The sequence below is a fragment of the Pantoea sp. Lij88 genome (assembly GCF_030062155.1).
In the GTDB taxonomy this organism is placed as follows: Bacteria; Pseudomonadota; Gammaproteobacteria; order Enterobacterales; family Enterobacteriaceae; genus Pantoea.
This window is the reverse complement of record NZ_CP118269.1, coordinates 1772542-1796415: the sequence shown is the minus strand read 5'-3', so window position 1 is coordinate 1796415 and position 23874 is coordinate 1772542. Positions and strand designations below refer to the sequence as shown.

Annotated in this window: 21 protein-coding genes; 8 read left to right on the top strand and 13 right to left on the bottom strand. The window is 56.4% G+C overall.

Annotation, left to right across the window (positions count from 1 at the left end):
- The first annotated feature begins 23 nt into the window (after positions 1–23).
- On the top strand, positions 24–482 hold the full coding sequence (locus PU624_RS12095; protein WP_283547809.1) for a DUF986 family protein: 459 nt from the start codon (positions 24–26) through the stop codon (positions 480–482).
- On the opposite strand, the gene rlmA is transcribed toward PU624_RS12095, so the two are convergent.
- From rlmA to PU624_RS12075, 4 genes are all read right to left on the bottom strand, one after another.
- Complete coding sequence (rlmA, locus tag PU624_RS12090) at positions 479–1288, bottom strand: 23S rRNA (guanine(745)-N(1))-methyltransferase (RefSeq protein ID WP_283547808.1); 810 nt, start codon at positions 1286–1288, stop codon at positions 479–481. The genes PU624_RS12095 and rlmA overlap by 4 nt on opposite strands.
- 137 nt (positions 1289–1425) lie before the next feature.
- Entirely contained in the window at positions 1426–1635 is a 210-nt protein-coding gene (gene cspE, locus PU624_RS12085) for a transcription antiterminator/RNA stability regulator CspE (RefSeq protein ID WP_003852684.1), read from the bottom strand.
- A 642-nt stretch (positions 1636–2277) separates the two neighbouring features.
- On the bottom strand, positions 2278–3288 hold the full coding sequence (locus PU624_RS12080; protein WP_283547807.1) for an MBL fold metallo-hydrolase: 1011 nt from the start codon (positions 3286–3288) through the stop codon (positions 2278–2280).
- Between the two features lie 18 nt (positions 3289–3306).
- Positions 3307–3579, bottom strand: a complete 273-nt coding sequence (locus PU624_RS12075) for a YebO family protein (RefSeq protein WP_283547806.1) — start codon at positions 3577–3579, stop codon at positions 3307–3309.
- A 204-nt stretch (positions 3580–3783) separates the two neighbouring features.
- On the opposite strand from PU624_RS12075, the gene PU624_RS12070 reads away from it, so the two are divergent.
- Positions 3784–4020, top strand: a complete 237-nt coding sequence (locus PU624_RS12070) for a YobH family protein (protein ID WP_090960331.1) — start codon at positions 3784–3786, stop codon at positions 4018–4020.
- A gap of 31 nt (positions 4021–4051) precedes the next feature.
- Here PU624_RS12070 and kdgR read toward each other — a convergent pair whose 3' ends face one another.
- Positions 4052–4843: a DNA-binding transcriptional regulator KdgR gene (kdgR, locus tag PU624_RS12065; protein WP_283547805.1), complete on the bottom strand. Its 792-nt coding sequence runs from the start codon at positions 4841–4843 to the stop codon at positions 4052–4054.
- Between the two features lie 187 nt (positions 4844–5030).
- On the opposite strand from kdgR, the gene PU624_RS12060 reads away from it, so the two are divergent.
- Positions 5031–6401: an MFS transporter gene (locus PU624_RS12060; RefSeq protein WP_283547804.1), complete on the top strand. Its 1371-nt coding sequence runs from the start codon at positions 5031–5033 to the stop codon at positions 6399–6401.
- 54 nt (positions 6402–6455) lie between these two features.
- On the opposite strand, the gene htpX is transcribed toward PU624_RS12060, so the two are convergent.
- The 4 genes from htpX to msrC all read right to left on the bottom strand — a co-directional run bounded on the left by htpX (position 6456) and on the right by msrC (position 10942).
- The gene (gene htpX / locus PU624_RS12055; RefSeq protein ID WP_283547803.1) at positions 6456–7337 is read right to left on the bottom strand and encodes a protease HtpX; all 882 of its coding nucleotides are present in this window, start codon (positions 7335–7337) and stop codon (positions 6456–6458) included.
- Between the two features lie 244 nt (positions 7338–7581).
- Positions 7582–9621 carry a carboxy terminal-processing peptidase gene (gene prc, locus PU624_RS12050; protein WP_283547802.1) on the bottom strand — a complete coding sequence of 680 codons (2040 nt, stop codon included), beginning with the start codon at positions 9619–9621 and terminating at the stop codon, positions 7582–7584.
- A 19-nt stretch (positions 9622–9640) separates the two neighbouring features.
- A complete protein-coding gene (gene proQ / locus PU624_RS12045) occupies positions 9641–10345 on the bottom strand; it encodes an RNA chaperone ProQ (RefSeq protein ID WP_003852676.1) in 705 nt (234 codons plus the stop codon).
- A gap of 96 nt (positions 10346–10441) precedes the next feature.
- Positions 10442–10942 carry a free L-methionine (R)-S-oxide reductase MsrC gene (gene msrC, locus PU624_RS12040; RefSeq protein WP_033732889.1) on the bottom strand — a complete coding sequence of 167 codons (501 nt, stop codon included), beginning with the start codon at positions 10940–10942 and terminating at the stop codon, positions 10442–10444.
- Between the two features lie 214 nt (positions 10943–11156).
- Here msrC and yebS point away from each other — a divergent pair, with 214 nt between their 5' ends.
- The 3 genes from yebS to rsmF all read left to right on the top strand — a co-directional run bounded on the left by yebS (position 11157) and on the right by rsmF (position 16760).
- Entirely contained in the window at positions 11157–12401 is a 1245-nt protein-coding gene (gene yebS / locus PU624_RS12035) for a membrane integrity lipid transport subunit YebS (RefSeq protein ID WP_283547801.1), read from the top strand.
- Positions 12370–15003: a PqiB family protein gene (locus PU624_RS12030; RefSeq protein ID WP_283547800.1), complete on the top strand. Its 2634-nt coding sequence runs from the start codon at positions 12370–12372 to the stop codon at positions 15001–15003. The genes yebS and PU624_RS12030 overlap by 32 nt, the downstream gene beginning before the upstream one ends.
- Before the next feature lie 329 nt (positions 15004–15332).
- Positions 15333–16760, top strand: a complete 1428-nt coding sequence (rsmF, locus tag PU624_RS12025) for a 16S rRNA (cytosine(1407)-C(5))-methyltransferase RsmF (RefSeq protein ID WP_502921580.1) — start codon at positions 15333–15335, stop codon at positions 16758–16760.
- 1 nt (position 16761) lies between these two features.
- Here the strand turns inward: rsmF and PU624_RS12020 are convergent, their stop codons facing one another.
- The 4 genes from PU624_RS12020 to PU624_RS12005 all read right to left on the bottom strand — a co-directional run bounded on the left by PU624_RS12020 (position 16762) and on the right by PU624_RS12005 (position 21527).
- Positions 16762–17409: a metallophosphoesterase gene (locus tag PU624_RS12020; protein ID WP_283547798.1), complete on the bottom strand. Its 648-nt coding sequence runs from the start codon at positions 17407–17409 to the stop codon at positions 16762–16764.
- A 278-nt stretch (positions 17410–17687) separates the two neighbouring features.
- On the bottom strand, positions 17688–17900 hold the full coding sequence (locus PU624_RS12015) for a DUF1272 domain-containing protein (RefSeq protein WP_179895544.1): 213 nt from the start codon (positions 17898–17900) through the stop codon (positions 17688–17690).
- Between the two features lie 110 nt (positions 17901–18010).
- Complete coding sequence (locus PU624_RS12010; protein ID WP_283547975.1) at positions 18011–19360, bottom strand: MFS transporter; 1350 nt, start codon at positions 19358–19360, stop codon at positions 18011–18013.
- A 136-nt stretch (positions 19361–19496) separates the two neighbouring features.
- On the bottom strand, positions 19497–21527 hold the full coding sequence (locus PU624_RS12005; RefSeq protein ID WP_283547797.1) for a choline transporter: 2031 nt from the start codon (positions 21525–21527) through the stop codon (positions 19497–19499).
- Between the two features lie 255 nt (positions 21528–21782).
- On the opposite strand from PU624_RS12005, the gene betI reads away from it, so the two are divergent.
- Together betI and betB are read left to right on the top strand one after the other, a co-directional pair.
- Positions 21783–22376, top strand: coding sequence for a transcriptional regulator BetI (gene betI / locus PU624_RS12000; RefSeq protein WP_283547796.1), 594 nt, complete (start codon positions 21783–21785; stop codon positions 22374–22376).
- A gap of 14 nt (positions 22377–22390) precedes the next feature.
- The gene (gene betB / locus PU624_RS11995) at positions 22391–23863 is read left to right on the top strand and encodes a betaine-aldehyde dehydrogenase (protein WP_283547795.1); all 1473 of its coding nucleotides are present in this window, start codon (positions 22391–22393) and stop codon (positions 23861–23863) included.
- Positions 23864–23874 lie beyond the last annotated feature (11 nt).

Sequence of the window (23874 nt, the reverse complement as noted above, 5' to 3'; positions counted from 1 at the left end):
TCACCCTGTTTGAGGTAGATGTGATGTCTTTGACCGACGCGGTAATTGCGTGTTTTATCGTCGCCCTGATGGGGTTTGCCGTTTACCATGAGGCCGTTCTGCCGCGCCGGCATGGACCCACCCGCTTACGGGTTGCGCTGCGCAGGCAGCATAAAGCCGACAGCCTGATTTTCATCGGCCTGCTGCTGATCCTGCTGTGGAACAACGTGAGTCATCACGGCCCGCAGCTCACCACCTCACTGCTGATGGTGCTGAGTTTTCTGGCCTTCTGGCTCTTCTGGCTGCGAAAGCCCACGCTGCTGATGAAGAATGAAGGGTTGTTTTACGCCGGTGTCTGGATCGATTACCGGCGGATTCAGGGCATGAATCTCTCTGAGGATGGCATTCTGGTGATTCAGCTGGAACAGCGTCGGCTGCTGATTGCGGTGCAGCAACTCGACGATCTGGAGCGCATCTATAACACCCTGGTAGAGGCGCGTTAGTCGCGCTGCCACACAGTCAGGCTAAAGTCGGCATCGCAGCTGAACTGCTCGCTCTGCTGCAGCGTTTGCCAGACCTCCTCCCGCGCCCGCCAGGCAAACGGCGTCATCTGCAGCAGGGTCGTGGCCGCGGCGCCAGTTAACGCCATCGGGTATCGCAGCGCTTGCTGAGTCACCTGCGTGAATCCGGGATAGGCTTTCTGCTCCGGCACATGCAACTGCACTTCGCGGTAAATCAGCGCCTTAAACTGCTGCAGATGATGCGGGCCGGGCGTGACGGTCAGCACCCGTCCACCCGGCTTCAGCACGCGCGCCAGTTCCGCTTCATTGCAGGGAGCGTAGATGCGTACCACCGCATCCAGAGAGTGATCGGCAAAAGGTAAACGCTGACTGGAGGCGACGCAGAAACGCACCGCAGGATAGCGTTTTGCCGCCAGCCGGATGGCCATCCGGGCCACATCCAGTCCATAGACCTGCCCATCCTGGCTTGCCGCCTCGGCCAGTGCGGCGGTGTAGTAACCTTCGCCGCAGCCGATATCCAGGATTTTGCACGCTGGCTGATTCAGCACCGGCGTGAGGAGGCTCACCACCTGATCACGCAGCGGCTGATAGTAGCCCGCCTCAAGAAATTCCCGTCGTGCCTGCATCATCTCTGCACTGTCACCCGGTTCACGCGACCGTTTATGCTGAACGGGCAGCAGATTGACGTAGCCTTCTTTCGCCTGATCAAACTGATGGCGATTTTCACAGCACCAGCTGCGGTCGGTGAAGGTCAGAGGAGAGTGACAAAGAGGGCAAATCAGGGACATAAGGTGCTCCGGCATCAGATAACGCGGCGCAGTGTAACCTTAACGTTTCCGCATCGGAAGCATAAAGAAAGCCCCGGCTGAAGAGCCAGGGCTTTAAGATTCCGTGTCAGGGTGCAATGCACCGAGGCGGAGTCGAATCAGATAGCAGTGACGTTAACTGCTGCCGGGCCTTTCTGGCCGTCCTGAATTTCGAACTCAACGCTCTGGCCTTCAGCCAGGGTTTTGAAACCATTGCCCTGGATTGCAGAGAAGTGTACGAACACATCTTTGCTGCCGTCAGCAGGGGTGATAAAACCAAAACCTTTAGACTCGTTGAACCACTTAACCTGACCTTTAATCTTTGCCATTTTGCAAATTCCTTTAGATGTTTATTTAGCCCGGAGGCTGTCATACAGAAAAACCAGAGACATTACTGCATGAGGCACTAATTAAGGTTCGGCAAGGAAGCGGTATTCAACGTCAACGTCTTTACTCGTACTTCTTTACTGAAGATGCCATGCATAAACAGAACTGTACCTCGTTTAACTCAGGAATTGTTATCACATATCCTAAAAATAATGGCAAGCCATTTTTAAGCCCTCAGCAGGCCTGCGCACATAATTGCCGGAAGGCTCACATTGCCTGTTATCTGAGGTTTACAAATACCCGCGCGAATAACGCCTCAGTGCAGCCTGCGCCCTCTCCTGCCCCGGTTAGCGGAGCTAACCCGATGGATACCATAAGAAATTAATATTTCACAAATATGGCAATAACAGAATTAATAAGCGAAGCGGTAACGGTGACAGTTATCAAAAACCGGGCTTCAATCCTGTACAGCGCCTTTTATTTGGTACAGATAACACATTTTTTGCACCAAAAGCAGGAGAGACACATTAGCCTTGCTCCAAATAAAAGCAACGAAGCCGATTTTACTTATTAAAAATTTAACTTTTGATTTGAAAAATTGATATCAGATAAAAAACCGCCGGGATTTGTTTATCCCGGAGGCTTTAAGATAATTCCTGGCTGCCATTATTCAGCCCACGGCTTTCGCCTATTCGCCAGGGCGCGAAACTGCCATTCTGCTCGTTTGCCCGCCGCAGTGCGTCCGCCAGTTCCTGCGGTGGCGCATCCAGCGACTCATCGGCCAGTTCGAACACGCCCCAGTGGATAGGCAGCGTAAGCGGCCTGCCTGCTGCCTGCCACAGCGCCACCGCCTGGTCGGGATCCATATGCTGGCTCGCCATGAACCATTTGGGTGCATAGGCGCCAACCGGTAAAGCGGCCAGGCTGAACGGGCCAAGACGGGCCGGGATCGCCAGCAGGCTATCGCTGAAGCCGCTGTCGCCCGAGAACCAGAAGCGCACGCAGGCAGAGCGCACGACCCAGCCGCACCATAACGAACGGTTTCGATCGCGAGGCGTTCGCATGCTCCAGTGCCGTGCCGGTACCGCATCAAAGCAGAGGTCGCCGACCGTTAACGACTGCCACCAGTCAAGCTGATGGACGTTTTTCACGCCCCGCGCCCTGCACCACTCCGCCAGACCCAGCGGCACCATAAAGGTGGCCTGCGGAAACCGCCGGACAATGGCTTTAACCGTCTGCCGATCAAGATGATCGTAGTGGTTGTGAGAAATCAACACGACATCCAGACGCGGCAGGTCAGCGATGCTGAGCGGCGCTGGTGTTTTTCGCTGCGGCCCGGCAAACGACAGCGGCGAGGCGCGTGACGAGAGCGCGGGATCGATCAGGATATATTGCCCGTTCAGCCGCAACAGCACAGCGGCATGTCCCAGCCACCAGATGCGATCGTCACTGCCGCTGAGATCGGCAGGCTGCCACCATTGATCGATAAACGCGTCATAGCCCTGCTGCGGTGGCTGCGGCAACCCCTGCGCTTTGCGCTCCCTGCGCCAGCGCTGCAGATCGCCAGGCTTGCGCGACTCCGGTTCGGGATTACGAAATCCCTCTGGCGTGTGGTGCGCTTTACTGCGGTCATACCACGGATTTTTCCAGACCATCCCGCCTCTCTGCTGTGATTAACGTTCCGGGATCAACCGGATAAAGTCGCGCTTCTCGCTATCGTCTTCGGTTTTTTTATCCCCGGCACCGGGCTGCATTTCAATCAGTCGGCGCAGCAGCTGATTCTGTTTCTTCTGCTCTTCCAGCAAAGACTCCAGTAAACGGATTTGCTCACCGGCGCGCACGCTGGCCCGGTTAACGAAGAACCAGGCGATAAACGCCACAATCAAAATAATGACCAGCAGGCCATAGCTGACCAGGGGTCCCGTATTTGCGGCTAACTCATTCATAACTGCCTCGTAAAACTCAGTGGAAATTTAACAACCGTTCATTCTACCTGTCGCTATCGCAAAAGATAATGGGGTTAACATCAATGCAGATTTTGCCGTTTCAGTTATCTCTGATCGATCCCGTCAGAAAAGCGAGGCATGCTGATATCATCATAACCGGCAGCACCAGGTGGAGCGCTGAGTTATCTTTCACAAGGAGACACAATGAAACTGTTTATTCGCACAATAGGCTTGCTGGCGGTGATCTGGCTGGCGATGCTGTTTACCGGCTATGGCGTGTTAACCGGCAGTACGAAGAACGCCGCCGGACTTGGCCTGCAGTGCAGCTATCTGACCGCACGCGGCGTGATCAGTGCACAGTATCTGCATACTGATAGTGGCGTGGTGGGCGTGACGGATTGTCCGTTGCTGAAGAAAAGCGGAGAAGTGATCGATAATTAGCAATAACAGCGGGCCGGATGGCCCGCTGTTTTCAGAACGGGTAGTCGTGATAGCCCATCTCTGATGAAAGCGTTCGCGCGGCGCGATGCAGCATCGCCACATAATCCTGACGGGCATCTTCTGAAAAACGGATGGTGGGAAACGAGATACTGAGTCCCGCAATCACCACGCCGAAACGGTCGAATACCGGCACAGCCAGGCAGCGTAATCCCTCTTCCTGCTCTTCGTTATCTTCACCGTAGCCCTGCGCTCTGACCTGATCCAGCGTCGTAATCAGCGCCTCCGCGCTTAACAGTGTATTGGCCGTGCTGCGCTTAAACTCCACCTCCCGCAGAATCTCTTCAACTTCGCTACGGTCACGCCACGCGAGCAGCACTTTCCCAATCGCGGTGGTATGCAGCGGATTACGACGGCCAATGCGCGAATACATCCGCAGGTTATAGAGCGAGTCGATTTTGTGGATGTAGACAATGCTGTCCTCTTCCAGCGCCCCCAGGTGAATCGTCTCTTTGGTCAGACGCGACAGCTCACGCATCTGCACATCCGCACTGCGGATTAAATCGACGTTCTGCAGCGCTTTAGCACCCAGCTCAAACAGCTTCAGCGTCAGGGAGTACTTCTCGCTCTCACCTTCCTGCGTGACATAGCCCAGCGACTTCATGGTCTGCAGAAAACGGTAGACCGTGCTTTTTGACATCATCACGCGCTGCGCGAGCTCAGTGATGCCATGATCGCGCTCTTCACCCAGCGCCTGCAGAATGCCGAACACTTTGAGTACCGAAGAGACGGAATCGGGCTGTTTATCATTTTCAGCAGAAGACATCGCGCACCTTGTTAAATCTGTTTCAAAAAAAATGGAACGGACTGTCAGTATAGAGTGAGGCACAGGATGGCAGCAATGCTTTAACCGTTAAGTCATATTTTAAGACAGTTTTTTATCTCTGCGATCGCTGCATTTCAGTGCTAATTTCATTAGCATGATGATATTCACCCTCTTTAGTAATTAACTTATGACACTCTCTCCTCCTCAGGATGGATTACCGACTCGTCAGCGCTATCTGGCTATCGTCACCATCGCGCTGGGCCTGACCATGGCCGTGCTGGATGGCGCGATTGCCAACGTTGCGCTGCCTACCATTTCGCGTGAACTGAATGCCAGTCCGGCGCAGTCGATCTGGATTGTGAATGCCTATCAGATTGCGATTATCGTCTCGCTGCTGTCGCTCTCCTTTCTGGGCGATATGCTGGGCTACCGCCGCGTCTACCAGACGGGCCTGGCGCTGTTTATAGCGACGTCACTGTTCTGCGCCTTCTCGACCACCCTCACCATGCTGACCTTTGCCCGCGTGCTGCAGGGGCTAGGCGGTGCGGCGCTGATGAGTGTGAACACCGCGCTGATACGCATTATCTATCCCCAGCGCTATCTGGGACGTGGCATGGCGATCAATTCGCTGGTGGTGGCGGTTTCGACCGCAGCAGGCCCGACGGTGGCCGCCGCGATCCTGTCGGTAGCAAGCTGGAAATGGCTGTTTCTGATTAACGTTCCGCTGGGTGCGATTGCGCTGTGGCTGGCGCTGCGCACGCTGCCCGATAATCCGCAGAAAGCCACGGCACAGAAATTCGATGTGCCCAGCGCGATCATGAACGCCCTGTTCTTTGGGCTGATCATCTCCGCACTGAGCGGTTTTGCTCAGGGCCAGAGTCATCTGCTGGTGCTGTCAGAGGTGGTTGTTCTGCTGGTCGTGGGCTGGTTCTTCATTCGTCGTCAGTTGAATATGGCGGTGCCGCTGCTGCCGGTTGATCTGCTGCGTATTCCGATTTTCAGCCTGTCGATGGGCACCTCGGTCTGTTCCTTCTGCGCGCAGATGCTGGCAATGGTTTCGCTACCCTTCTTCCTGCAGAACGTCCTGCATCGGAGTGAGGTGGCAACCGGTTTACTGCTGACGCCCTGGCCGCTGGCGACAATGGTGTTCGCGCCGATTGCCGGACGGCTGATTGAGCGGGTACATGCCGGGCTGCTGGGCGGTATCGGGCTGGCAATGTTCGCCACCGGTCTGTTCCTGCTCGCCTGGCTGCCGGCAAATCCAGTCGATGGCGATATTATCTGGCGCATGATGCTGTGTGGTGCCGGGTTTGGGCTGTTCCAGTCACCCAACAACCACACGATTGTCACCTCTGCTCCGCGTAATCGCAGCGGTGGCGCCAGCGGCATGCTGGGTACCGCGCGTCTGCTGGGCCAGAGTATGGGAGCCGCGCTGGTCGCGCTGATGTTTAATCTGTTTGATGAACGTGGCACGCATGTTTCGCTGTTACTGGCAGGCAGCTTTGCCGCCGTGGCGGCGCTGGTGAGCGTGTCACGCATGACGCAGACCCGCGCCTGATGGCAGAAACAGAAAAGGCGACCCGTGGGTCGCCTTTTTTTGCTCTGCTTAGCGCTACTTCAGATACTGACCGCTGCGCAGGGCTTCAATACGCTTATCTAACGGCGGATGCGACATAAACAGCTCGCTGAACGATTTGCCCTTACCGTTGATGCAGAACGCCATCATGCTGCTCGGCTCCTGCGGTTCGTAACTGGTTTTCAGGCGCTGTAACGCCGCAATCATATTCTCACGACCGACCAGCTTCGCTGAACCGGCATCGGCATGGAACTCACGGTGACGCGAGAACCACATCGTGATGATGCTGGCAAGAATACCAAACACCAGCTCCAGCACCATCGACACCGCAAAATAGACCAGCGGGTTGCCGTTGCTGCTCTCCTCGCCATCACGGTTGCCGGACATAAAGCCCGCCGCGATCTGCGCCAGAATACGGGAAACGAAAATCACAAAGGTGTTCACCACACCCTGGATCAGCGTCATGGTGATCATGTCACCATTAGCGATGTGCGACACTTCGTGTGCCAGTACCGCTTCCGCTTCATCACGGCTCATGTTCTGCAGCAAACCGGTTGAGACAGCAACCAGTGAGGCGTTACGCCGCGCGCCGGTCGCAAAGGCGTTGATGTCAGGTGCGTGGTAGATCGCCACCTGTGGCATTGCAATGCCCGCCTGCTGGGCCTGACGGCCAATAGTATCCACCAGCCAGCGCTCGGTTTCGTTGCGTGGCTGTTCAATCACTTCACCGCCAACCGATCGCAGCGCCATCCACTTCGACATCAGCAGTGAAACAAACGCACCGCCGAAGCCAAACAGGCCTGCCATGATCATCAGGCCCTGAACACTGCTTGACTGGATCCCTGTCAGGCTGAGAATCAGCCCGAATACCAACATCACAGCCAGGTTGGTCATCAGGAAAAGAGCAATACGCATCATTTTTGTTAATCTTCCTCAGTAGTTCACGCGCCTATACGCGGATCCATATCCTATGAGCATTGGGCGGCTTTTCAAGCGACCTTAACGTTTAAGTGCCTAAAAAGACATAACTTTACATTCTGACACGCCTGGCGAGCAACCCAGCCTGCAGGCGGCTTCACGCGCGCTAATCATTGGTTACTGGAAACTTTTGCGTGCGCAAAAAAAAGCACCGCTTAGCGGTGCTTTTTCTGGCAACAGCGGATTATTTGGCCGCTGGCGCGTCTGGCTGGGATTTCTCCAACTGCGCAAGATCGTTAGCGATCTTCACCGTCTCATCGAGGTACGGATCCGGCTCTTTATAATCTTTCGGCAGCTCATCCAGATTTTTCAGCGGTTTTTTGCCTTCGGCCTGATAGCGCGCGTTGATTCGCTCCAGTCGTGACGCATCATCTTCGTGGTTCTCTTTCTCGCGCTGAGCAAGATTAAGTGACACGATATTGCGCTTATCTTTCAGGGCATTGTAACGCGCAATGTCCTTCATGATGTACTGGAACTCGCGATCCTGAGCGATACGATCGGCATGCTCCTTAGTCAGTTGCGCAACCAGCGGTTTAACATCACCGGTTCTGGTATAGGAGGCTGCTTTAATGCTGTCCCACGGCAGCGCGTTATCCTCAAATTTCTCACCGGTTTCAGCCGCTTCTACGCCGGTTGGCATCAGCAGATCCGGCGTGACGCCTTTACGCTGAGTACTGCCGCCGTTAATGCGATAGAACTTCTGAATGGTGTAAGAAACGGAGCCTAACGCAGGCCATTCCGGACGCAGCATCTGATCGTAGATGCGGTTCAGAGAGCGATACTGCTGAACGGTGCCTTTACCAAAGGTTGGCTCGCCGACAATCACCGCACGACCGTAATCCTGCATCGCGGCAGCAAAGATCTCAGAAGCTGAGGCGCTGAAGCGATCGACCAGCACCACCAGCGGACCTTTGTAGTAAACAACGCCGTCGTTATCGCTGTCTTCACGAACCCGACCATTGTTATCGCGAACCTGCACCACCGGACCACTCGGAATAAACAGGCCGGAAAGCGATACCGCTTCAGTCAGCGCGCCGCCGCCGTTGGTACGCAGATCGATCACTACGCTGTCGACATTCTGTTTCTGCAGTTTCTGCAGCTGAACCTTCACGTCGTCGGTAAGACCGACATAGAAGCCGGGAATATCGAGCACGCCCACTTTCTGCTTGCCGACATTTTTGATCGTCAGTTTGACCGCGCGATCTTCCAGACGGATTTTCTCACGCGTCAGCGTCACAGTTCGGGTTTTCGTCCCCTTACCGGCTGGCAGCACTTCCAGGCGCACTTTGCTGCCCTTCGGTCCTTTAATTTTTGCCACGACATCATCCAGACGCCAGCCGATCACATCTTCCATCGGCTTGCCTGGCTGACCGACACCCACGATGCGGTCGCCAACGGTAATGGCTTTGCTTTTCGCTGCCGGGCCGCCTGCCACCATCGAGTTGATGACGGTGTAGTCGTCATCCATCTGCAGTACCGCACCGATGCCTTCCAGTGACAGGCTCATCTCGGTGTTGAACTGCTCGGTGTTACGCGGCGACAGATAGCTGGTGTGCGGATCGATTTCGCGGGCGAATGCGTTCATCACCAGCTGGAAAACGTCTTCACCGTTGCTCTGTGCCAGACGACGGATCGCGAAGTTGTAACGCTTGGTCAGAACGTCGCGAATCTCATTGTCGTCTTTGCCTGCCAGTTTCAGACTCAGCTGGTCATATTTGACCTTGGCATCCCAGAGAGCATTCAGCTCAGCCTCATCTTTCGGCCACGGTGCTTTAGCACGATCAATGTCGATAGTGTCATTGCCGCTGAAGTTCATCGGACGCGCCAGCACCGTCAGCGCATACTGATAGCGCTCAAAACGGCGTTTCTGCGCCAGATTATAAATATCGTAAAAGAGATCCAGCTTGCCACTGCGCAGCTCATCGCCGACGGTGGTTTTTTTGCTGGCGAACTGCGCCACATCCGACGCCAGCAGCACATTGTGGCTGTAGTCGAGCATGTTCAGATAGCGATCAAAAATTTTCGCTGAAAAGTTCTGATCCAGATCGAACTGGCGGTAATGAGAACGGGTAAAGCGCGATGTGACGCGCTCACTGACCGTTGGGTCCTGCGGGTCTTCGTGAAGCTGGGGAATCTGATCGGCGCGCGTAATGTTCTCCGCACCGAAGGTTGGGCCTGCTAAAAGCAGGCCCGCAATAAGTCCAACTTTAAAAAGGGTGTTCATGCCGGGGTTAGCCTCCGTTTCAGAACTGCAAGTGTTCTGCGCGCACAATCATTGCCATGCCGGAAGCGAGCTGGACCCGAACGCCGTCTTTTGATACTTCAAGAACGGTAGCGTCCATCGCACTTTTGCCTGCTTTAACTTTAATACTCTGGCCGGGTTGCAAAGTTGAGGTATCAGTGATGGGTCGGGCTTCCTGCTCCGGACGTGGGGCTGGCTTGCGATGCTGTGAAGCGGTCGCACGCGGTGCTGCAGTGGTCTGCGGACGCGGTTTACGCGCAGCATCACCTTCTGCAGGCTTACGCGCTGCGGGCTTACGTGGACGACGCGGTGCAGCGCCCTCTTCGCTTTCGCCTGCTTCACGGCGTGCAGCGCGCTGCTGGTCACGCTGCGCCTGGACGCGGGCTTTCGCTTCTTCCAGCTGCTTGCGTGCATGCTCAACATGTTGCTCATCCAGCACGCCACAGGCGTTGCCGTCGAGATCGACACGGATAGCACCGGCTTTAATGCCGTACAGATAACGCCAGCTTGACGTATAAAGACGCAGCGCGGAACGCAGCTGCGTTTTGCTCAGACCCATTTCGCCCTGAACACGCTCTACCAGATCCTGAAAGATACCGATTTTGAGCGGACGCGCTTCACCTTCAGCGCTAAAGCAGTGCGGAAAGCGCTCCGCCAGAAAAGTGATGACTTCTTTACTGCTATTCAACTTAGGTTGATTTTCCATGAAATTTCCTGATTACAACGGGTTTGCCGACCAGCGCAGGCATGAACAGGCGACATTATAATGACAACATCGCTAAATGCCATGTGATCCAGTCGATTAGCTGCGCGTCAGCTGCAGATATTTTTCTAAGTCGCTGTTCGCAAGCACTTCACAAAGCCCATCAGTCAGTGTGACCAGCCCCGATTCGTCGTCGCTGTCAAAGCGATTGTACTCCACGCTGTCGATGTCCAGCACCCCAACCACAGTGCCATTCACTTTCAGAGGAATCACAATCTCAGCATTGCTGGCTGCGTCGCAGGCAATGTGGCCCGGGAAGGCATGCACATCATCTACGCGCTGCACTTTTTCTTCTGCCAGCGCCGTGCCACACACACCTTTACCGACCGGAATGCGCACACAGGCGATTTTGCCCTGGAACGGGCCCAGCACCAGCGTATCGGCTTCCGTCAGCAGGTAGAAACCTGCCCAGTTCACGCCATCGAGACGTTCGTACAGCAGCGCGCTGAAGTTTCCCATCGCGGCGAGGAACGCCGTTTCTCCCGCCAGTAAGGCGCGCATATCGCGATTCAAATCGGCGTAAAAGGCAGTTTTGTTCATTATTCAACCGTTACCAATGACATCTGAACGGGGTGATGTAGTCCGTTCGTTAAAAATAAGTTTTAAATATCCAGAGCCACAAGGTGAATCATAGCGTTAGTTGCTATACCCTTAGCATTCTGTGGATCGAAGCGTGATGCCCGAGACAGGCACACAGACAATGTCTTAATGACCGATATCTGTTACTTCTGAAGAGCGAAGATTGCATCACCCTATGAAAATTCACGCTATCAGCCAGACATTGCCTCACGCACGTTATCAGCGTTGCCCGCAATGCGATACCCTTTTTTCCTTACCGGATGTGAAATCGCATCAGTCGGCACATTGCCCCCGCTGCAACGCCGAAATTCTCAGTGGTCGCGACTGGTCGATGACCCGTCTTATGGCGATGGCCGCTACCATGATCGTGTTAATGCCCTTTGCTTTCTCGTTGCCGCTGGTGGATATCCGGCTGCTTGGCATGCGCATTAATGCCAGCGTGCTGGAAGGCGTGATTCAGATGACCCAGCAGGGTGATGTGTTAACGGCCTCTATGGTGGCGTTCTGCACCATTGGCGCGCCGGTAACACTGGTGGCGGGCATCTGCTATCTCGGCATCGGCAATCGGCTCGGCATGAACCTGCGACCGGTATTGCTGATGCTGGAGAAGCTCAAAGAGTGGGTGATGCTCGATATCTATCTGATCGGCATTGCCGTGGCGTCAATTAAAGTGCAGGACTATGCTTCGCTTGAGATTGGCTACGGGCTGGCGGCTTATATCGCCCTGACGGTGCTCAGCGTGCTGACGATGATCCACCTGAATATGGAGCAGCTGTGGGAGCATTTCTACCCGCAAAGCCCCGGCAATATGGCCCGCGACGATATGCAGGTCTGCCTGAACTGTCACAACACCAGCATCCCTGACGAACGGGGCCGCTGCCCGCGCTGCCATACGCCGCTCGATTTCCGCCGCCGCCACAGCCTGCAAAAATCCTGGGCCGCGCTGATCGCCTCGATTGTGCTGCTAATCCCCGCCAATCTGATGCCCATTTCCGTGGTGTACCTCAACGGCTCGCGGCGTGAAGATACTATCTTCTCCGGTATCCTGGGGCTGGGTGAAGGCAATATTCCGGTGGCGGCCATTGTCTTTATTGCCAGTATCCTGGTGCCTTTTATTAAGGTGCTGGTGATGCTGACCCTGCTGCTCAGTATTCATTTTCGCTGTGAACAGGGACTGAGAACCCGCATCCGGTTGCTGCGGTTTGTCACCTGGGTTGGCCGCTGGTCAATGCTCGATCTGTTCGTGATTTCGTTAACCATGTCGCTGGTCAACCGTGATCAGCTGCTGGCTTTTACCATGGGACCGGCGGCGCTGTTTTTTGGCGCGGCCGTCATCCTGACCATTATGTCTGTTGAGTGGCTGGACAGCCGCCTGCTCTGGGATGCACATGCAACAGGAAACGCCGACTACACCGACTAACGCAACGCTGCGCAATAAGCGTAAAATTTCGCCCTTCTGGCTGCTGCCGATCATTGCGATGCTGATCGCGTGCTGGCTGCTCTGGACTAACTATCAGGAGCGCGGCACCACCATCACCATCAATTTCCAGACGGCGGATGGTATCGTGCCGGGTCGCACCCCGATCCGTTATCAGGGCGTGGAAGTGGGCACCGTGCAGGGCATTAATCTCAGCGACGATTATCGCAGCATCCAGATTAAAGCCAGCATCAAGAGCGACATGCGCGACGCGCTGCGTGAGGATACGCAGTTCTGGCTGGTGACGCCTAAAGCCTCACTGGCGGGAGTCTCCGGTCTGGATGCGCTGGTCGGCGGTAACTATATCGGGATGATGCCAGGTAAAGGTAAACCCAGCGAGGCGTTTACCGCGCTGGATACCCAGCCTAAATATCGCGTGAATACCGGCGAATTGATGATCCATCTGCATGCGCCGGACCTGGGCTCACTCAATACCGGCTCGCTGGTCTATTACCGCAAAATCCCGGTTGGCCGCGTCTATGACTACAGCATTGATAATAAAGCCGATGGCGTGGCGATTGATGTGCTGATTGACCGTCGCTTTATCAATCTGGTGAAGACCACCAGCCGCTTCTGGAACGTGTCGGGCGTGAATGCCGACGTCAGCCTGAGCGGGGCGAAGGTACAGCTGGAGAGTCTGGCGGCGCTGGTCAATGGCGCGATTGCGTTTGACTCACCTCCGGGCGCTGAAACGGCCAAAGCTGAGCAGAATTACCGGCTCTATCCCGACCTGGCGCACAGTCAGCGCGGCGTGCAGATCACGCTGGATCTGCCTGACGGCAAAAATCTAAAGGCCGACAGCACCCCGCTGATGTACCAGGGACTTGAGGTCGGTACGCTGACCAAACTGAACCTGCTGGATGGCGGCAAAGTCACTGGCGAGCTGACCATCGATCCGTCCGTGGTGGGTCTGATGCGCAGCGGCACCCGTATTGAGATGCACAGCCCGAAAATCAGCCTGACGGATACCAGCCTCAGCTCTCTGCTGACCGGCAATACGCTGGAACTGGTGCCGGGCGAAGGCGAGCCGCAGCAGCACTTCACCGTGCTGGCGTCCAATGAGACGCTGCTGCAGAAACCCAACGTGCTGACGGTTAAACTCAGCGCGCCGGAGAGCTACGGTATCGACCAGGGCCAGCCGCTGATGCTGCATGGCATGCAGATTGGTCAGGTGATATCGCGTTCACTGGATGAAAATGGCGTCAACTTCGTGGTGGCGGTCAATCCTGAAAATCGCGACCTGGTGCATGGCGACAGCAAATTTGTCGTTAACAGCCGTCTCGATGTGAAGTTTGGTCTGGATGGCATGCAGGTATTAGGTGCCAGCGCCCGTGAATGGGTGGATGGCGGTATCCGGCTGGATCCGGGCAAAAAGGGTGCGCCGAAAAGCGCCTATCCGCTGTTTGCCGATGCTGAAAAAGCAGAAGAAGGCATTACCGGCGATGGCCCTTCTACCACGCTGATGCTGACCGCCAACAGTCTGCCTGATGTGCAGGCCGGTTCTGTGGTGCTTTACCGTAAGTATCAGGTGGGTGAGATTGTCAAAGTTACGCCGCGCGCTGATGCCTTTGATATTGCCGTCCATATCCAGCCGGAATATCGCAAGCTGCTGACCAGCGAAAGCGTGTTCTGGGCTGAGGGTGGCGCACGCGTCAGCCTCAACGGCAGCGGCCTGACGGTACAGGCATCGCCGCTTAATCGCGCGCTGAAAGGCGCAATCAGCTTCGACAATATGAGTGGTGCGCAGTCGGCCAAAGGGGCAAAACGCGTGCTCTATCCGTCTGAGACTGCGGCACGCGCGGTGGGCAGTCAGATTACGCTGCACACCTATGACGCCAGCAAGCTCTCTGCCGGTATGCCGATTCGTTATCTGGGTATTAATGTCGGCCAGGTTGAGTCGCTGTCGCTGAGCAAAGATAACAATCAGGTGGTCGCGAAAGCGGTGCTCTATCCGGAGTACGTGAATGATTTCGCCCGCCTTGGAAGCCGTTTCTCGGTGGTTTCACCGGAGATTTCCGCCACGGGTGTGAATCATCTGGAAACCCTATTGCAGCCTTACGTTAACGTGGATCCCGGCAAAGGCGGTGCGGTGCGCACCTTCGAGCTGCAGGAGAGCACCATTACCGATTCGCGCTATCTCAATGGCCTGAACATCTATGTGGATGCCACCGAGGCCGGCTCACTGTCGCTGGGTACGCCGGTGCTGTTCCGTGGTGTGGAAGTGGGTACGGTGACCGGCACGTCGCTGGGTACGATGGCGGATCGCGTGCAGATCGCCCTGCGCATCAGCAAGAAGTATCAGCATCTGGTGCGTAATAACTCGGTGTTCTGGCAGGCGTCCGGTTACAACCTCGACTTCGGCCTGGTGGGCGGCGTGGTGAAAACCGGGACCTTCCAGCAGTTTATCCGCGGTGGCATTCAGTTTGCGACGCCACCAACGGTGCCGCTGGCACCACAGGCGAACCCGGATAAACACTTCCTGCTGCAGGATGAAGCGCCGAAAGAGTGGCGTAACTGGGGAACGGCGATTCCGTCTCCGCGCTAATTTACTCTGAACTGGCCGCGTCTTTCAGACGGCTCAAAACGTAAAGCGATGGGAGTATACGCCTGTAGCAAAGCATCGCGGGCCATGGACAAAAACGCCGGGAGCGTTTTTCAACAACGCAACGCGTTGGCCCGGCAACGGGCGCACCTCAGGGATGAGGTGCGTAATCGCCCGCGCTGAGCATGCCTGGGATGGCGTCTTTAGCGTCTTTGCGAAAGGCGTATGCTCCCTGAGCCTTCACGTTATTCACTCTCTCAAACGGGCAGCCTGGCTGCCCGTTTTCTTTCCTCATGGTACACTGCCGCCTTTGCCTTAACTGGAATGTGCCCGTGTCAGATGCTTCTTCGTTTTTCCCCGCCGATTTTCTCTCATTAATGCGTCAGAGCCTGCCCGATGAGGCGAGCTTCGCGCAGTTCATCGCCTATAGTCAGCAGCCTCTGCGCCGCAGTATCCGCGTCAATACCCTGAAGATCAGCGTGGCCGATTTCCTGAGCCAGACCGCCGGGTATGACTGGCAGCTGACGCCGGTGCCGTGGTGCGAAGAGGGATTCTGGATCAGCCGGGAAGATGAGAGCCTGCCGCTGGGCAGCGTTGCTGAGCATCTCAGCGGCCTGTTCTACATTCAGGAAGCCAGCTCCATGCTGCCGGTGACGGCCCTGTTTGATGCCCAATCAGAGGTCAGCGCGGTGATGGATATGGCGGCGGCACCGGGTTCCAAAACCACCCAGATTGCTGCGCGGATGGGTAATCAGGGCATTATCCTGGCTAACGAGTTCTCCTCCAGCCGGGTGAAAGTGCTGCACGCCAACATCAGCCGCTGCGGCGTCAGCAACAGTGCCTTAACGCACTTTGACGCCCGGGTCTTCGGGCCCGCCCTGCCGGAACAGTTCGACGCAATACTGCTCGACGCGCCCTGCTCCGGCGAAGGGGTGATTCGCAAAGATGCGGACGCACTGAAAAACTGGTCACTGGCGAGCACCGAAGCGATCGCCGCGACTCAACGCGATCTGCTCGACAGTGCGTTTCACGCACTCAAGCCTGGCGGCACGCTGGTTTACTCCACCTGCACCCTGAATCAGATTGAGAATCAGCAGGTGATTAGCTGGCTGTTGCAGCGCTATCCGGACGCGGTTGACGTCGAGCCGCTCAGTGGGCTGTTTGAGGGTGCAGAGCAGGCCGCGACGCCCGAGGGATATCTGCACGTCTTCCCGCAGATGTTCGACAGCGAAGGCTTTTTTGTCGCCCGTCTGCGTAAAACCGCGTCGGTCGAGCCCCTCCCTGTGCCGGGCTACAAAGTCGGTAAGCTGCCCTTCTCACACCTCAGCCGCAAGCTGGAAAGTGAGATCGTCCAGGCCGCCGCTGCCGTCTCGATTAAATGGGATGACTCGCTGGAGTTGTGGCAGCGTGATAAAGAGATCTGGCTGTTCCCCAAAGCCGTCACCCCGTTGCTGGGCAAAGTGCGCTTCTCACGCATTGGCCTGAAGCTGGCAGAGACCTTTGCCAAAGGCTATCGCTGGCAGCATGAAGCCGTGATCGCACTGGCAAAACCTGATGCGACGCAGACCTTCGAGCTGACGGCGGCAGAGGCGGAGGAGTGGTATCGCGGCCGGGACATCTATCCGGAAACCGCCCCCGCGAACAATGAGATGATTGTGACGTATCAGCAGCAGCCGCTGGGGCTGGCGAAAAAAGTCGGCACCCGCATCAAGAACAGCTATCCACGCGAACTGGTGCGCGACGGACGCCTGTTCCGTTAACTCACTTGAGTTGCAGCATCGTCAGATGATTGCCAAACACTGCGCCGGTATCGATGTAATGCAGATTGGCAATCGTCAGCGGCTGTTTCAGCGGCGTGTGACCAAAGTAAAAGGCCTCTGCGCCACGGATGCCCGCCTCCTCCCCTGACTCTATGCCCTCCAGCCGCTGACGGCTCCAGACCACCTGTTGCCAGTCGAGTGGCTTATTCAGCGCATATTCCCTGGCCGGATAGTCCGCATGAGCAATTACAACAATGCGCTCACCCAATTGCAGATGAAGTATCAGCGGCAGCTCACGACAGCGCTGCAACGCGTGACGCGCCGCAATTAATGCTGCGCCGCGCAGCCGAAAGAACCAGTCGCCACCGTTCATCTGCCAGAGCGCCATTTTCTGCCCCTGCAACGCCGACAGCGCCATCTCCTCATGATTTCCCCGTACGCAGCGAAACCAGGGTTCCTTGAGCAGCGCCAGACAACCCAGACTGTCCGGCCCGCGATCGATGATGTCGCCAACCGAAATCAGTAAATCCTGCTGCCGGTCAAACTGATGCTGTTCCAGCAACGCATCCAGCTCGCGGCGGCAACCATGAATATCGCCCACCACCCAGATCCGTCGCCACTCTGCGCCATTCAGGACGTGGTAATCCATCGCTGCATCCGGCCTCTCTGCTGAAAATATCCTCAGAGTATAGTCAGGGCTGACCATGAACTGGCGTGACGAACGGAAAAGCTAAGCGCAAAGAAGCGGCCAGAGAGTAAAAAGGTGCGGGGCGAAGCGGGATGAATAAGAGGTGAAAGGTGCGTCCCTCCCGGCGCTTATCTCCGGCACTCAGTTAAGGTGGTAGCTCTTTAAGGGACGAAACTCATCTTAACGACAACAGGTACGACAGGCTATTCTGCCCGAGTCGTATTTGTCGTCATTTGAGATCAGCTGCGCAATTTAGCCGGGTATTTTTGCAATTTCTCTGCCGGACGCACCGGACGGCGGACCAGTTCACCGCCGCAGTTGGGACAAACATGCGCGAGATGCTCATCGCAGTCAGCGCAGAAGGTGCATTCAAACGAGCAGATGCGAGCGGCCAGAGAGGATGGCGGCAGATCAACGTCGCAGCGTTCACAGTTGGGGCGAAGTTCCAGCATGGTGTGACTCCTGAAAAGGGGTAAACACGAGCATCGCGGTTACCGGCCCGAATGTCGAGCCAGCAACCGGACAGGAGTGCGCCAGATCGGGACATCATGCCCCGCCGACGCTATTTATGTTGCTCATTCCCAGGGACGTCATCGGCCAGTGCTTCTGCGTCAGCCGCGCTTTCGTCACTCCTGCCTTCCTCTTCCGGCTCCTGACCGCCCATCGACGCATGAATCACCTCCTCTTCCAGGGTCGGGATCAGCGCGGCACCGAGTGGCGAGGTCGCCAGACTGTCAGGCATCACCACGTGCGGCAGCGGCACTTCGGTCGTCGGAAGCGGACCTGGCGCACGCACAAAACTGAGGCCGCCAATCACCAGCGCACAGAGCATAAAGAAGAGATAGAGCATATTGCTGCCCAGCGGCTCCATCAGCGCACCCACCACCAGCGGTCCGATACTGGCGCCGATACCAAACGCCATTAGCAGACAGGCGGTTAATGACACCCTGCGTTCGGCGGCGACCTGATCGTTGGCCAGCGCCACCTGCAACGGATAAAGGGCAAACTGCATCATGCTGGCGGCAAAGGCGATGCCAATCATCCAGTGGAAGGTCAGATGCGGCAGCACCACCAGCGGCAGGCAGGCCACGGCAAACAGGATGGCGATGATGAACAGCAGCCGCTGACGATCGAAGCGGTCAGACAGCCAGCTCAGCGGAAACTGCGACACCAGTCCGGCAAAAATGGTGAGACTCATAAAGTAACCGGTCTGGCTGGTGGTAAAGCCTTTGCTGCTGCCGTAAACCGGCGCCAGGCCATAGAACGCGCCAATCGCCATGCCGGTCACCAGCGTGGTACCGAGCAGTTTTGGGATGGTGCGGATAAAGTAGCCCAGCTCCATCGGCGCGGGCGTCATCGGCCTGACGTGGGTGCGGGTGGTGAGCGCAATCGGCACCAGACAGAGCGCGAAGCAGAGCGCCACTATCAGCAGCGTGGTGACCCCAAAGCCGGATTGCAGGCTCAGTATCACCTGCCCGCCACTGAGGCCCAGATAGGTGGCGACCATATATAAGCCGAAAATCATGCCGCGCTGGGACGATTCCGCCTGATCGTTGAGCCAGCTCTCCAGCACCATGTACTGGCACATCATGCAGAGTCCGATGATCAGACGCAGGAAGACCCACAGCGGAATAAAGTCTGTCAGCCCATGACCTGCAACGGAGGCGGTAATGATCCCGGCACAGGCAACATAGGCACGGATATGGCCGACGCGGGCAATGAGGTTGTGTCCCACTTTACCGCCGATCACCAGTCCGATGTAGTTAGCCGCAATGATTGAGCCGATCAGCGCGCCGTTGACATGCTCGCTGGCCAGCCGTAAAGAGACATAGGTGGTCAGCAAACCGGAACCCAGCAGCATCAGCAGCGTGGTCGTATAAAGCGGCAGAAACGTACTGAAGATTTTTCCCATCATGACTCCCTGTCTATGCTTTTCAGGCATCAGGCCAGCAAAGCCCTAAAGATAGACGATTTCGGCAGGCGACGGAGCATTGCACCCAGCCGATGGCAAAAAAAAGCCCGCCAGCAGTCAGCTGACGGGCCCGGATTTACACGCTCGGGAAGCTGATGTTGCTGCCCGGTGCTTCACGGTTGAGATGGATGAAGTTCAGGTGTCGCTCATACTGATCCAGTATGTCGATGATGACCTGCTCTTTGCTGTAATCCATTAAGTCGTTACCCTGGCTGCCCTCCATCAGGAAGGTTTCCAGCCGGTAGTAGGTCGACTTACCGCTGCGGGCGCGATAGGTAAAGCCCGGAATCGAATACTGCTGCGGCCAGACCTGATAGATAAAGTCCTGCTCATCACCCAGATGGACGCGCAAATCCAGATAGCCAATCGGGTTGGCCTCATCTGCCCCGACGCTTTCCAGCGTGACGCGGCCATCACGCAGCTCCAGCTCTTTCGCCACTTCCTGCATCGCCGGATAGATGGTCTTTTCCATCATCTGCTGGGTATAGCGCGAGCCAGGGTAGTTCATCAGACGCGACAGACGCTTTTTCCAGGTCAGGCGATCGGTCGCATGAGCCAGATAAGGCGCGGTGTCACGCGTGGCGCTGGCACGGCGGTGATCTTCGATCTTCAGGGATTTAAACAGCCCCGCCATCACAAAGAAGATAACAAAGCTGAACGGCAGTCCCATGATCACCGTGGTGTTCTGCAAGGCCGTGATCCCGTTGGTCATCAGCATGCTCAGGGTCAGTACCCCAATCGCCACAGACCAGAAGATGCGCAGCCAGTTCGGAGCATCGCTGTTGATGTCTTTCAGTCGCGAGGTGAAGTTACCCAGCACCAGCGAGCCGGAATCCGCCGAGGTGACGTAAAACAGCATCCCGGTGATGGTGGCGACCGAGGCGCTGAGTTTGAACGCCGGATACTGCGCCAGCAGGCTGTAGAAGCCACGCTCCGCATGGTTCATCACTTCCTGCGCAAACTCCGTATTGCCGTGAATAATCTGATACAGCGCAGCATTACCGAACACGGACAGCCATAGCAGCGTAAAGGTGAACGGAATAATCAGCGTGCCCAGTACGAACTCACGGATGGTACGACCGCGAGAGATACGCGCCAGGAACAGGCCAACAAACGGCGACCAGGCCACCCACCACGCCCAGAAGAAGAGCGTCCAGCTGTTCATCCACTGCGTCGGACGATCAAAGGCGAAGGTATTCAGCGTCATGCCCATGAAGCGGTTGATGTAATCACCCACGTTCAGCACCAGCGCATTCAGCAGGAACTCGGTGTTGCCGAAGAACAGCACAAACAGAATCAGCCCCAGCGCCATGATCACGTTGAGTTCGGAGAGAAAACGAATCCCCTTATCGACGCCCGACGTAACAGAAATGGTGGCGATCACCACGGAGAGGACAATCAACGCAGCCTGTGCGGTAAAGCCTTCCGGGATATCAAACAGCACTTTCAGGCCGTAGTTCAGCTGCACGACCCCGATGCCGAGCGTGGTGGCGATACCAAAGATGGTGCCGACCACGGCCGCGATATCTACCGTGTGACCAATCGGGCCATAGATGCGTTTACCGAAGATGGGATAGAGCGCGGAACGGATAGTCAGCGGCAGGTTATAGCGGTAACTGAAGTAGCCCAGCGCGATGCCCATCAGTGCATACATCGACCAGCCGGTCAGGCCGTAGTGGAACAGCGTCCAGACCATCGCCTGGCGGGCGGCTTCCAGAGTCTGCCCTGCGCCCTCCGGCGGCTGCATGTATTGCGTCACCGGTTCGGCGACCGAGAAGAACATCAGGTCGATACCAATCCCGGCAGCAAACAGCATGGCGGACCAGCTGAGTACGCTGAACTCCGGTTTGGAGTGCTCCGGCCCGAGCTTGATCGAGCCAAAGCGCGAGCAGGCCATGTACAGCACAAACACGATATAGAGCGTGGCAGCCAGCATGTAGTACCAGCCGAAGGTGGCGGAAACCCAGTTTACCGCCTTGAGGATCCAGCTCGCGGCCAGTTCACTGTAGAGAATCGTCACAAGTGAAAACGTCAGAATCAATCCGGCAGAGGTATAAAATACAACGGGATTGAGTCTGTCTTTTTCACCGGCAGGTGGATTATTCATCGATTACCTCTGGTTAATGTCCTGAAAATACGCAATGGATAAGGCTTGCCGTTCACGGTTTTCCGGCCGTGCGGCCCTGTTTCGCTCTGTCACTCCCTGTTAATCGTTGTGGCAAACCAGCCAATTTTAGCACTCATTGCCGTTTCGCTTTGGCTACATTTCGAGAACAGCATCCTAACAAATTTTCTTTTTATATTGAACGTGCAATCAAAAAAAGTTTAAATAGGGGCTCGATTTGAGGGTGGAGCTGGAGCTATGCCAAAGGTAGGGATGCAGCCGATACGACGTCGGCAACTGATTGATGCGACCCTGAGCACGATTAATGAAGTGGGGATTAATGATGCCACTATCGCCCAGATCGCCCGTCGGGCGGGGGTATCTACCGGCATCATCAGTCACTACTTCAAAGATAAGAACGGCTTGCTGGAAGCCACGATGCGTGATGTGACGCGTCAACTGCGTGAGGCGGTCCTGTCGCGGTTACAACCGCTGGCCAATGCCCCGGCAGATCAGCGCCTGTGTGCCATTGTTGACGGGAATTTCGATGAAACCCAGGTGCACACGGCAGTGATGAAAGCCTGGCTCGACTTCTGGTCGAGCAGCATGCATCAGCCCCAGCTTAATCGCCTGGAGCGGGTCAGCAGCCGGCGGCTCTACTCAATGCTGGTGGTCGAATTCCGGCGTGAACTGCCGCTGGAAAAGGCGCGACTGGCCGCACACGGACTGGCAGCCCTGATAGATGGTCTCTGGCTGCGTGCCGCGCTGAGCGGTAAGCCATTTGATCCCGCTATCGCCCTCACACTGACCACCCAATTCATCCGTCAGCAACTGGCTGGCGAGCACGAATAACGGAAGGAGAAAACATGTCCCGATTCACCGAGCATAAACTCTACATTGATGGCGCTTATGTTGCCGCAGCGTCTGGCGAAACGTTCCAGACGATTAACCCGGTCAACGGCGAAGTGCTGGCAGAGGTTCATGCCGCAGGCCAGGAAGATGTCAATCGCGCCGTTGCTGCCGCCAGAAAAGGCCAGAAAGTCTGGGCTGCGATGACCGCCATGGAGCGCTCGCGCATCCTGCGTCGCGCTGTCGATATCCTTCGCGAACGTAATGATGAGCTGGCAGAGCTGGAAATGCTCGACACCGGTAAGCCTTACAGTGAAACCTCCGCGGTCGATATCGTCACCGGTGCCGACGTGCTGGAGTATTACGCCGGTCTGGTTCCGGCGCTGGAAGGTCAGCAGATCCCCCTGCGCGACACCTCGTTTGTTTACACCCGCCGCGAACCGCTGGGTGTGGTCGCCGGTATCGGTGCCTGGAACTACCCGATCCAGATCGCCCTGTGGAAATCCGCGCCAGCCCTGGCAGCGGGTAATGCGATGATTTTCAAACCCAGCGAAATGACTCCGCTCACCGCCCTGAAGCTGGCAGAAATTTACACCGAAGCTGGCCTGCCGGATGGCGTGTTCAGCGTGCTGCCGGGCATCGGTTCGGTTACCGGTCAGTTGCTGACTGAGCATCCCGGCATCGACAAAGTCTCCTTCACCGGCGGCGTCGTCAGCGGCAAAAAAGTGATGGCCAATGCAGCAGGTTCAACGCTGAAAGAGGTCACCATGGAACTGGGCGGTAAATCACCGCTGATCATCTTTGATGATGCTGACCTCGATCTGGCCGCCGACATCGCCATGATGGCGAACTTCTACAGCTCCGGTCAGGTCTGCACCAACGGCACCCGCGTCTTTATTCCTGCAAAGCTCCAGGCGGCTTTCGAGGCGAAAATCAGCGAACGCGTTGCCCGCATTAAGGCTGGCGATCTGCGTGACCCGGCCACCAACTTTGGCCCGCTGGTCAGCTTCAGCCATCGCGACAACGTGATGCGCTACATCGAGTCCGGCATTGCTGAAGGCGCACGCGTCCTGTGCGGCGGCAAACGTCTGACCGGTGGCGATTTCGACCAGGGCGCCTGGGTTGCGCCGACCGTGTTCACCGACTGCCGTGATGAGATGAAGATTGTCCGTGAAGAGATCTTCGGACCGGTCATGTCGATCCTGAGCTACGAAACCGAAGAAGAAGTGATCCGCCGCGCCAATGATACCGAATTTGGTCTGGCCGCCGGACTGGTGACGCAGGATCTCAATAAAGCGCATCGCGTGATTCATCAGATCGAAGCCGGTATCTGCTGGATCAATACGTGGGGCGAATCAGCCGCAGAGATGCCAGTGGGTGGCTACAAGCACTCCGGTATTGGCCGTGAGAATGGCCTGATGACACTGCAGAGCTACACCCAGGTGAAGTCCGTGCAGGTTGAGCTGACGCGTTTTCAGTCAGTCTTTTAATCACTTAACCT

Bases quoted from the DNA above. Each gene is read 5' to 3' on its own strand.
- PU624_RS12020 (WP_283547798.1), bottom strand. From the start codon at position 17,409: ATGGATTACCACGTCCTGAATGGCGCAGAGTGGCGACGGATCTGGGTG.
- PU624_RS12060 (WP_283547804.1), top strand. From the start codon at position 5,031: ATGACACTCTCTCCTCCTCAGGATGGATTACCGACTCGTCAGCGCTAT.
- cspE (WP_003852684.1), bottom strand. From the start codon at position 1,635: ATGGCAAAGATTAAAGGTCAGGTTAAGTGGTTCAACGAGTCTAAAGGT.
- htpX (WP_283547803.1), bottom strand. From the start codon at position 7,337: ATGATGCGTATTGCTCTTTTCCTGATGACCAACCTGGCTGTGATGTTG.
- betB (WP_283547795.1), top strand. From the start codon at position 22,391: ATGTCCCGATTCACCGAGCATAAACTCTACATTGATGGCGCTTATGTT.
- PU624_RS12030 (WP_283547800.1), top strand. From the start codon at position 12,370: ATGCAACAGGAAACGCCGACTACACCGACTAACGCAACGCTGCGCAAT.
- PU624_RS12080 (WP_283547807.1), bottom strand. From the start codon at position 3,288: ATGGTCTGGAAAAATCCGTGGTATGACCGCAGTAAAGCGCACCACACG.
- PU624_RS12005 (WP_283547797.1), bottom strand. From the start codon at position 21,527: ATGAATAATCCACCTGCCGGTGAAAAAGACAGACTCAATCCCGTTGTA.
- betI (WP_283547796.1), top strand. From the start codon at position 21,783: ATGCCAAAGGTAGGGATGCAGCCGATACGACGTCGGCAACTGATTGAT.
- PU624_RS12075 (WP_283547806.1), bottom strand. From the start codon at position 3,579: ATGAATGAGTTAGCCGCAAATACGGGACCCCTGGTCAGCTATGGCCTG.
- PU624_RS12095 (WP_283547809.1), top strand. From the start codon at position 24: ATGTCTTTGACCGACGCGGTAATTGCGTGTTTTATCGTCGCCCTGATG.
- msrC (WP_033732889.1), bottom strand. From the start codon at position 10,942: ATGAACAAAACTGCCTTTTACGCCGATTTGAATCGCGATATGCGCGCC.
- rlmA (WP_283547808.1), bottom strand. From the start codon at position 1,288: ATGTCCCTGATTTGCCCTCTTTGTCACTCTCCTCTGACCTTCACCGAC.
- kdgR (WP_283547805.1), bottom strand. From the start codon at position 4,843: ATGTCTTCTGCTGAAAATGATAAACAGCCCGATTCCGTCTCTTCGGTA.
- PU624_RS12070 (WP_090960331.1), top strand. From the start codon at position 3,784: ATGAAACTGTTTATTCGCACAATAGGCTTGCTGGCGGTGATCTGGCTG.
- proQ (WP_003852676.1), bottom strand. From the start codon at position 10,345: ATGGAAAATCAACCTAAGTTGAATAGCAGTAAAGAAGTCATCACTTTT.
- PU624_RS12010 (WP_283547975.1), bottom strand. From the start codon at position 19,360: ATGGGAAAAATCTTCAGTACGTTTCTGCCGCTTTATACGACCACGCTG.
- PU624_RS12015 (WP_179895544.1), bottom strand. From the start codon at position 17,900: ATGCTGGAACTTCGCCCCAACTGTGAACGCTGCGACGTTGATCTGCCG.
- prc (WP_283547802.1), bottom strand. From the start codon at position 9,621: ATGAACACCCTTTTTAAAGTTGGACTTATTGCGGGCCTGCTTTTAGCA.
- yebS (WP_283547801.1), top strand. From the start codon at position 11,157: ATGAAAATTCACGCTATCAGCCAGACATTGCCTCACGCACGTTATCAG.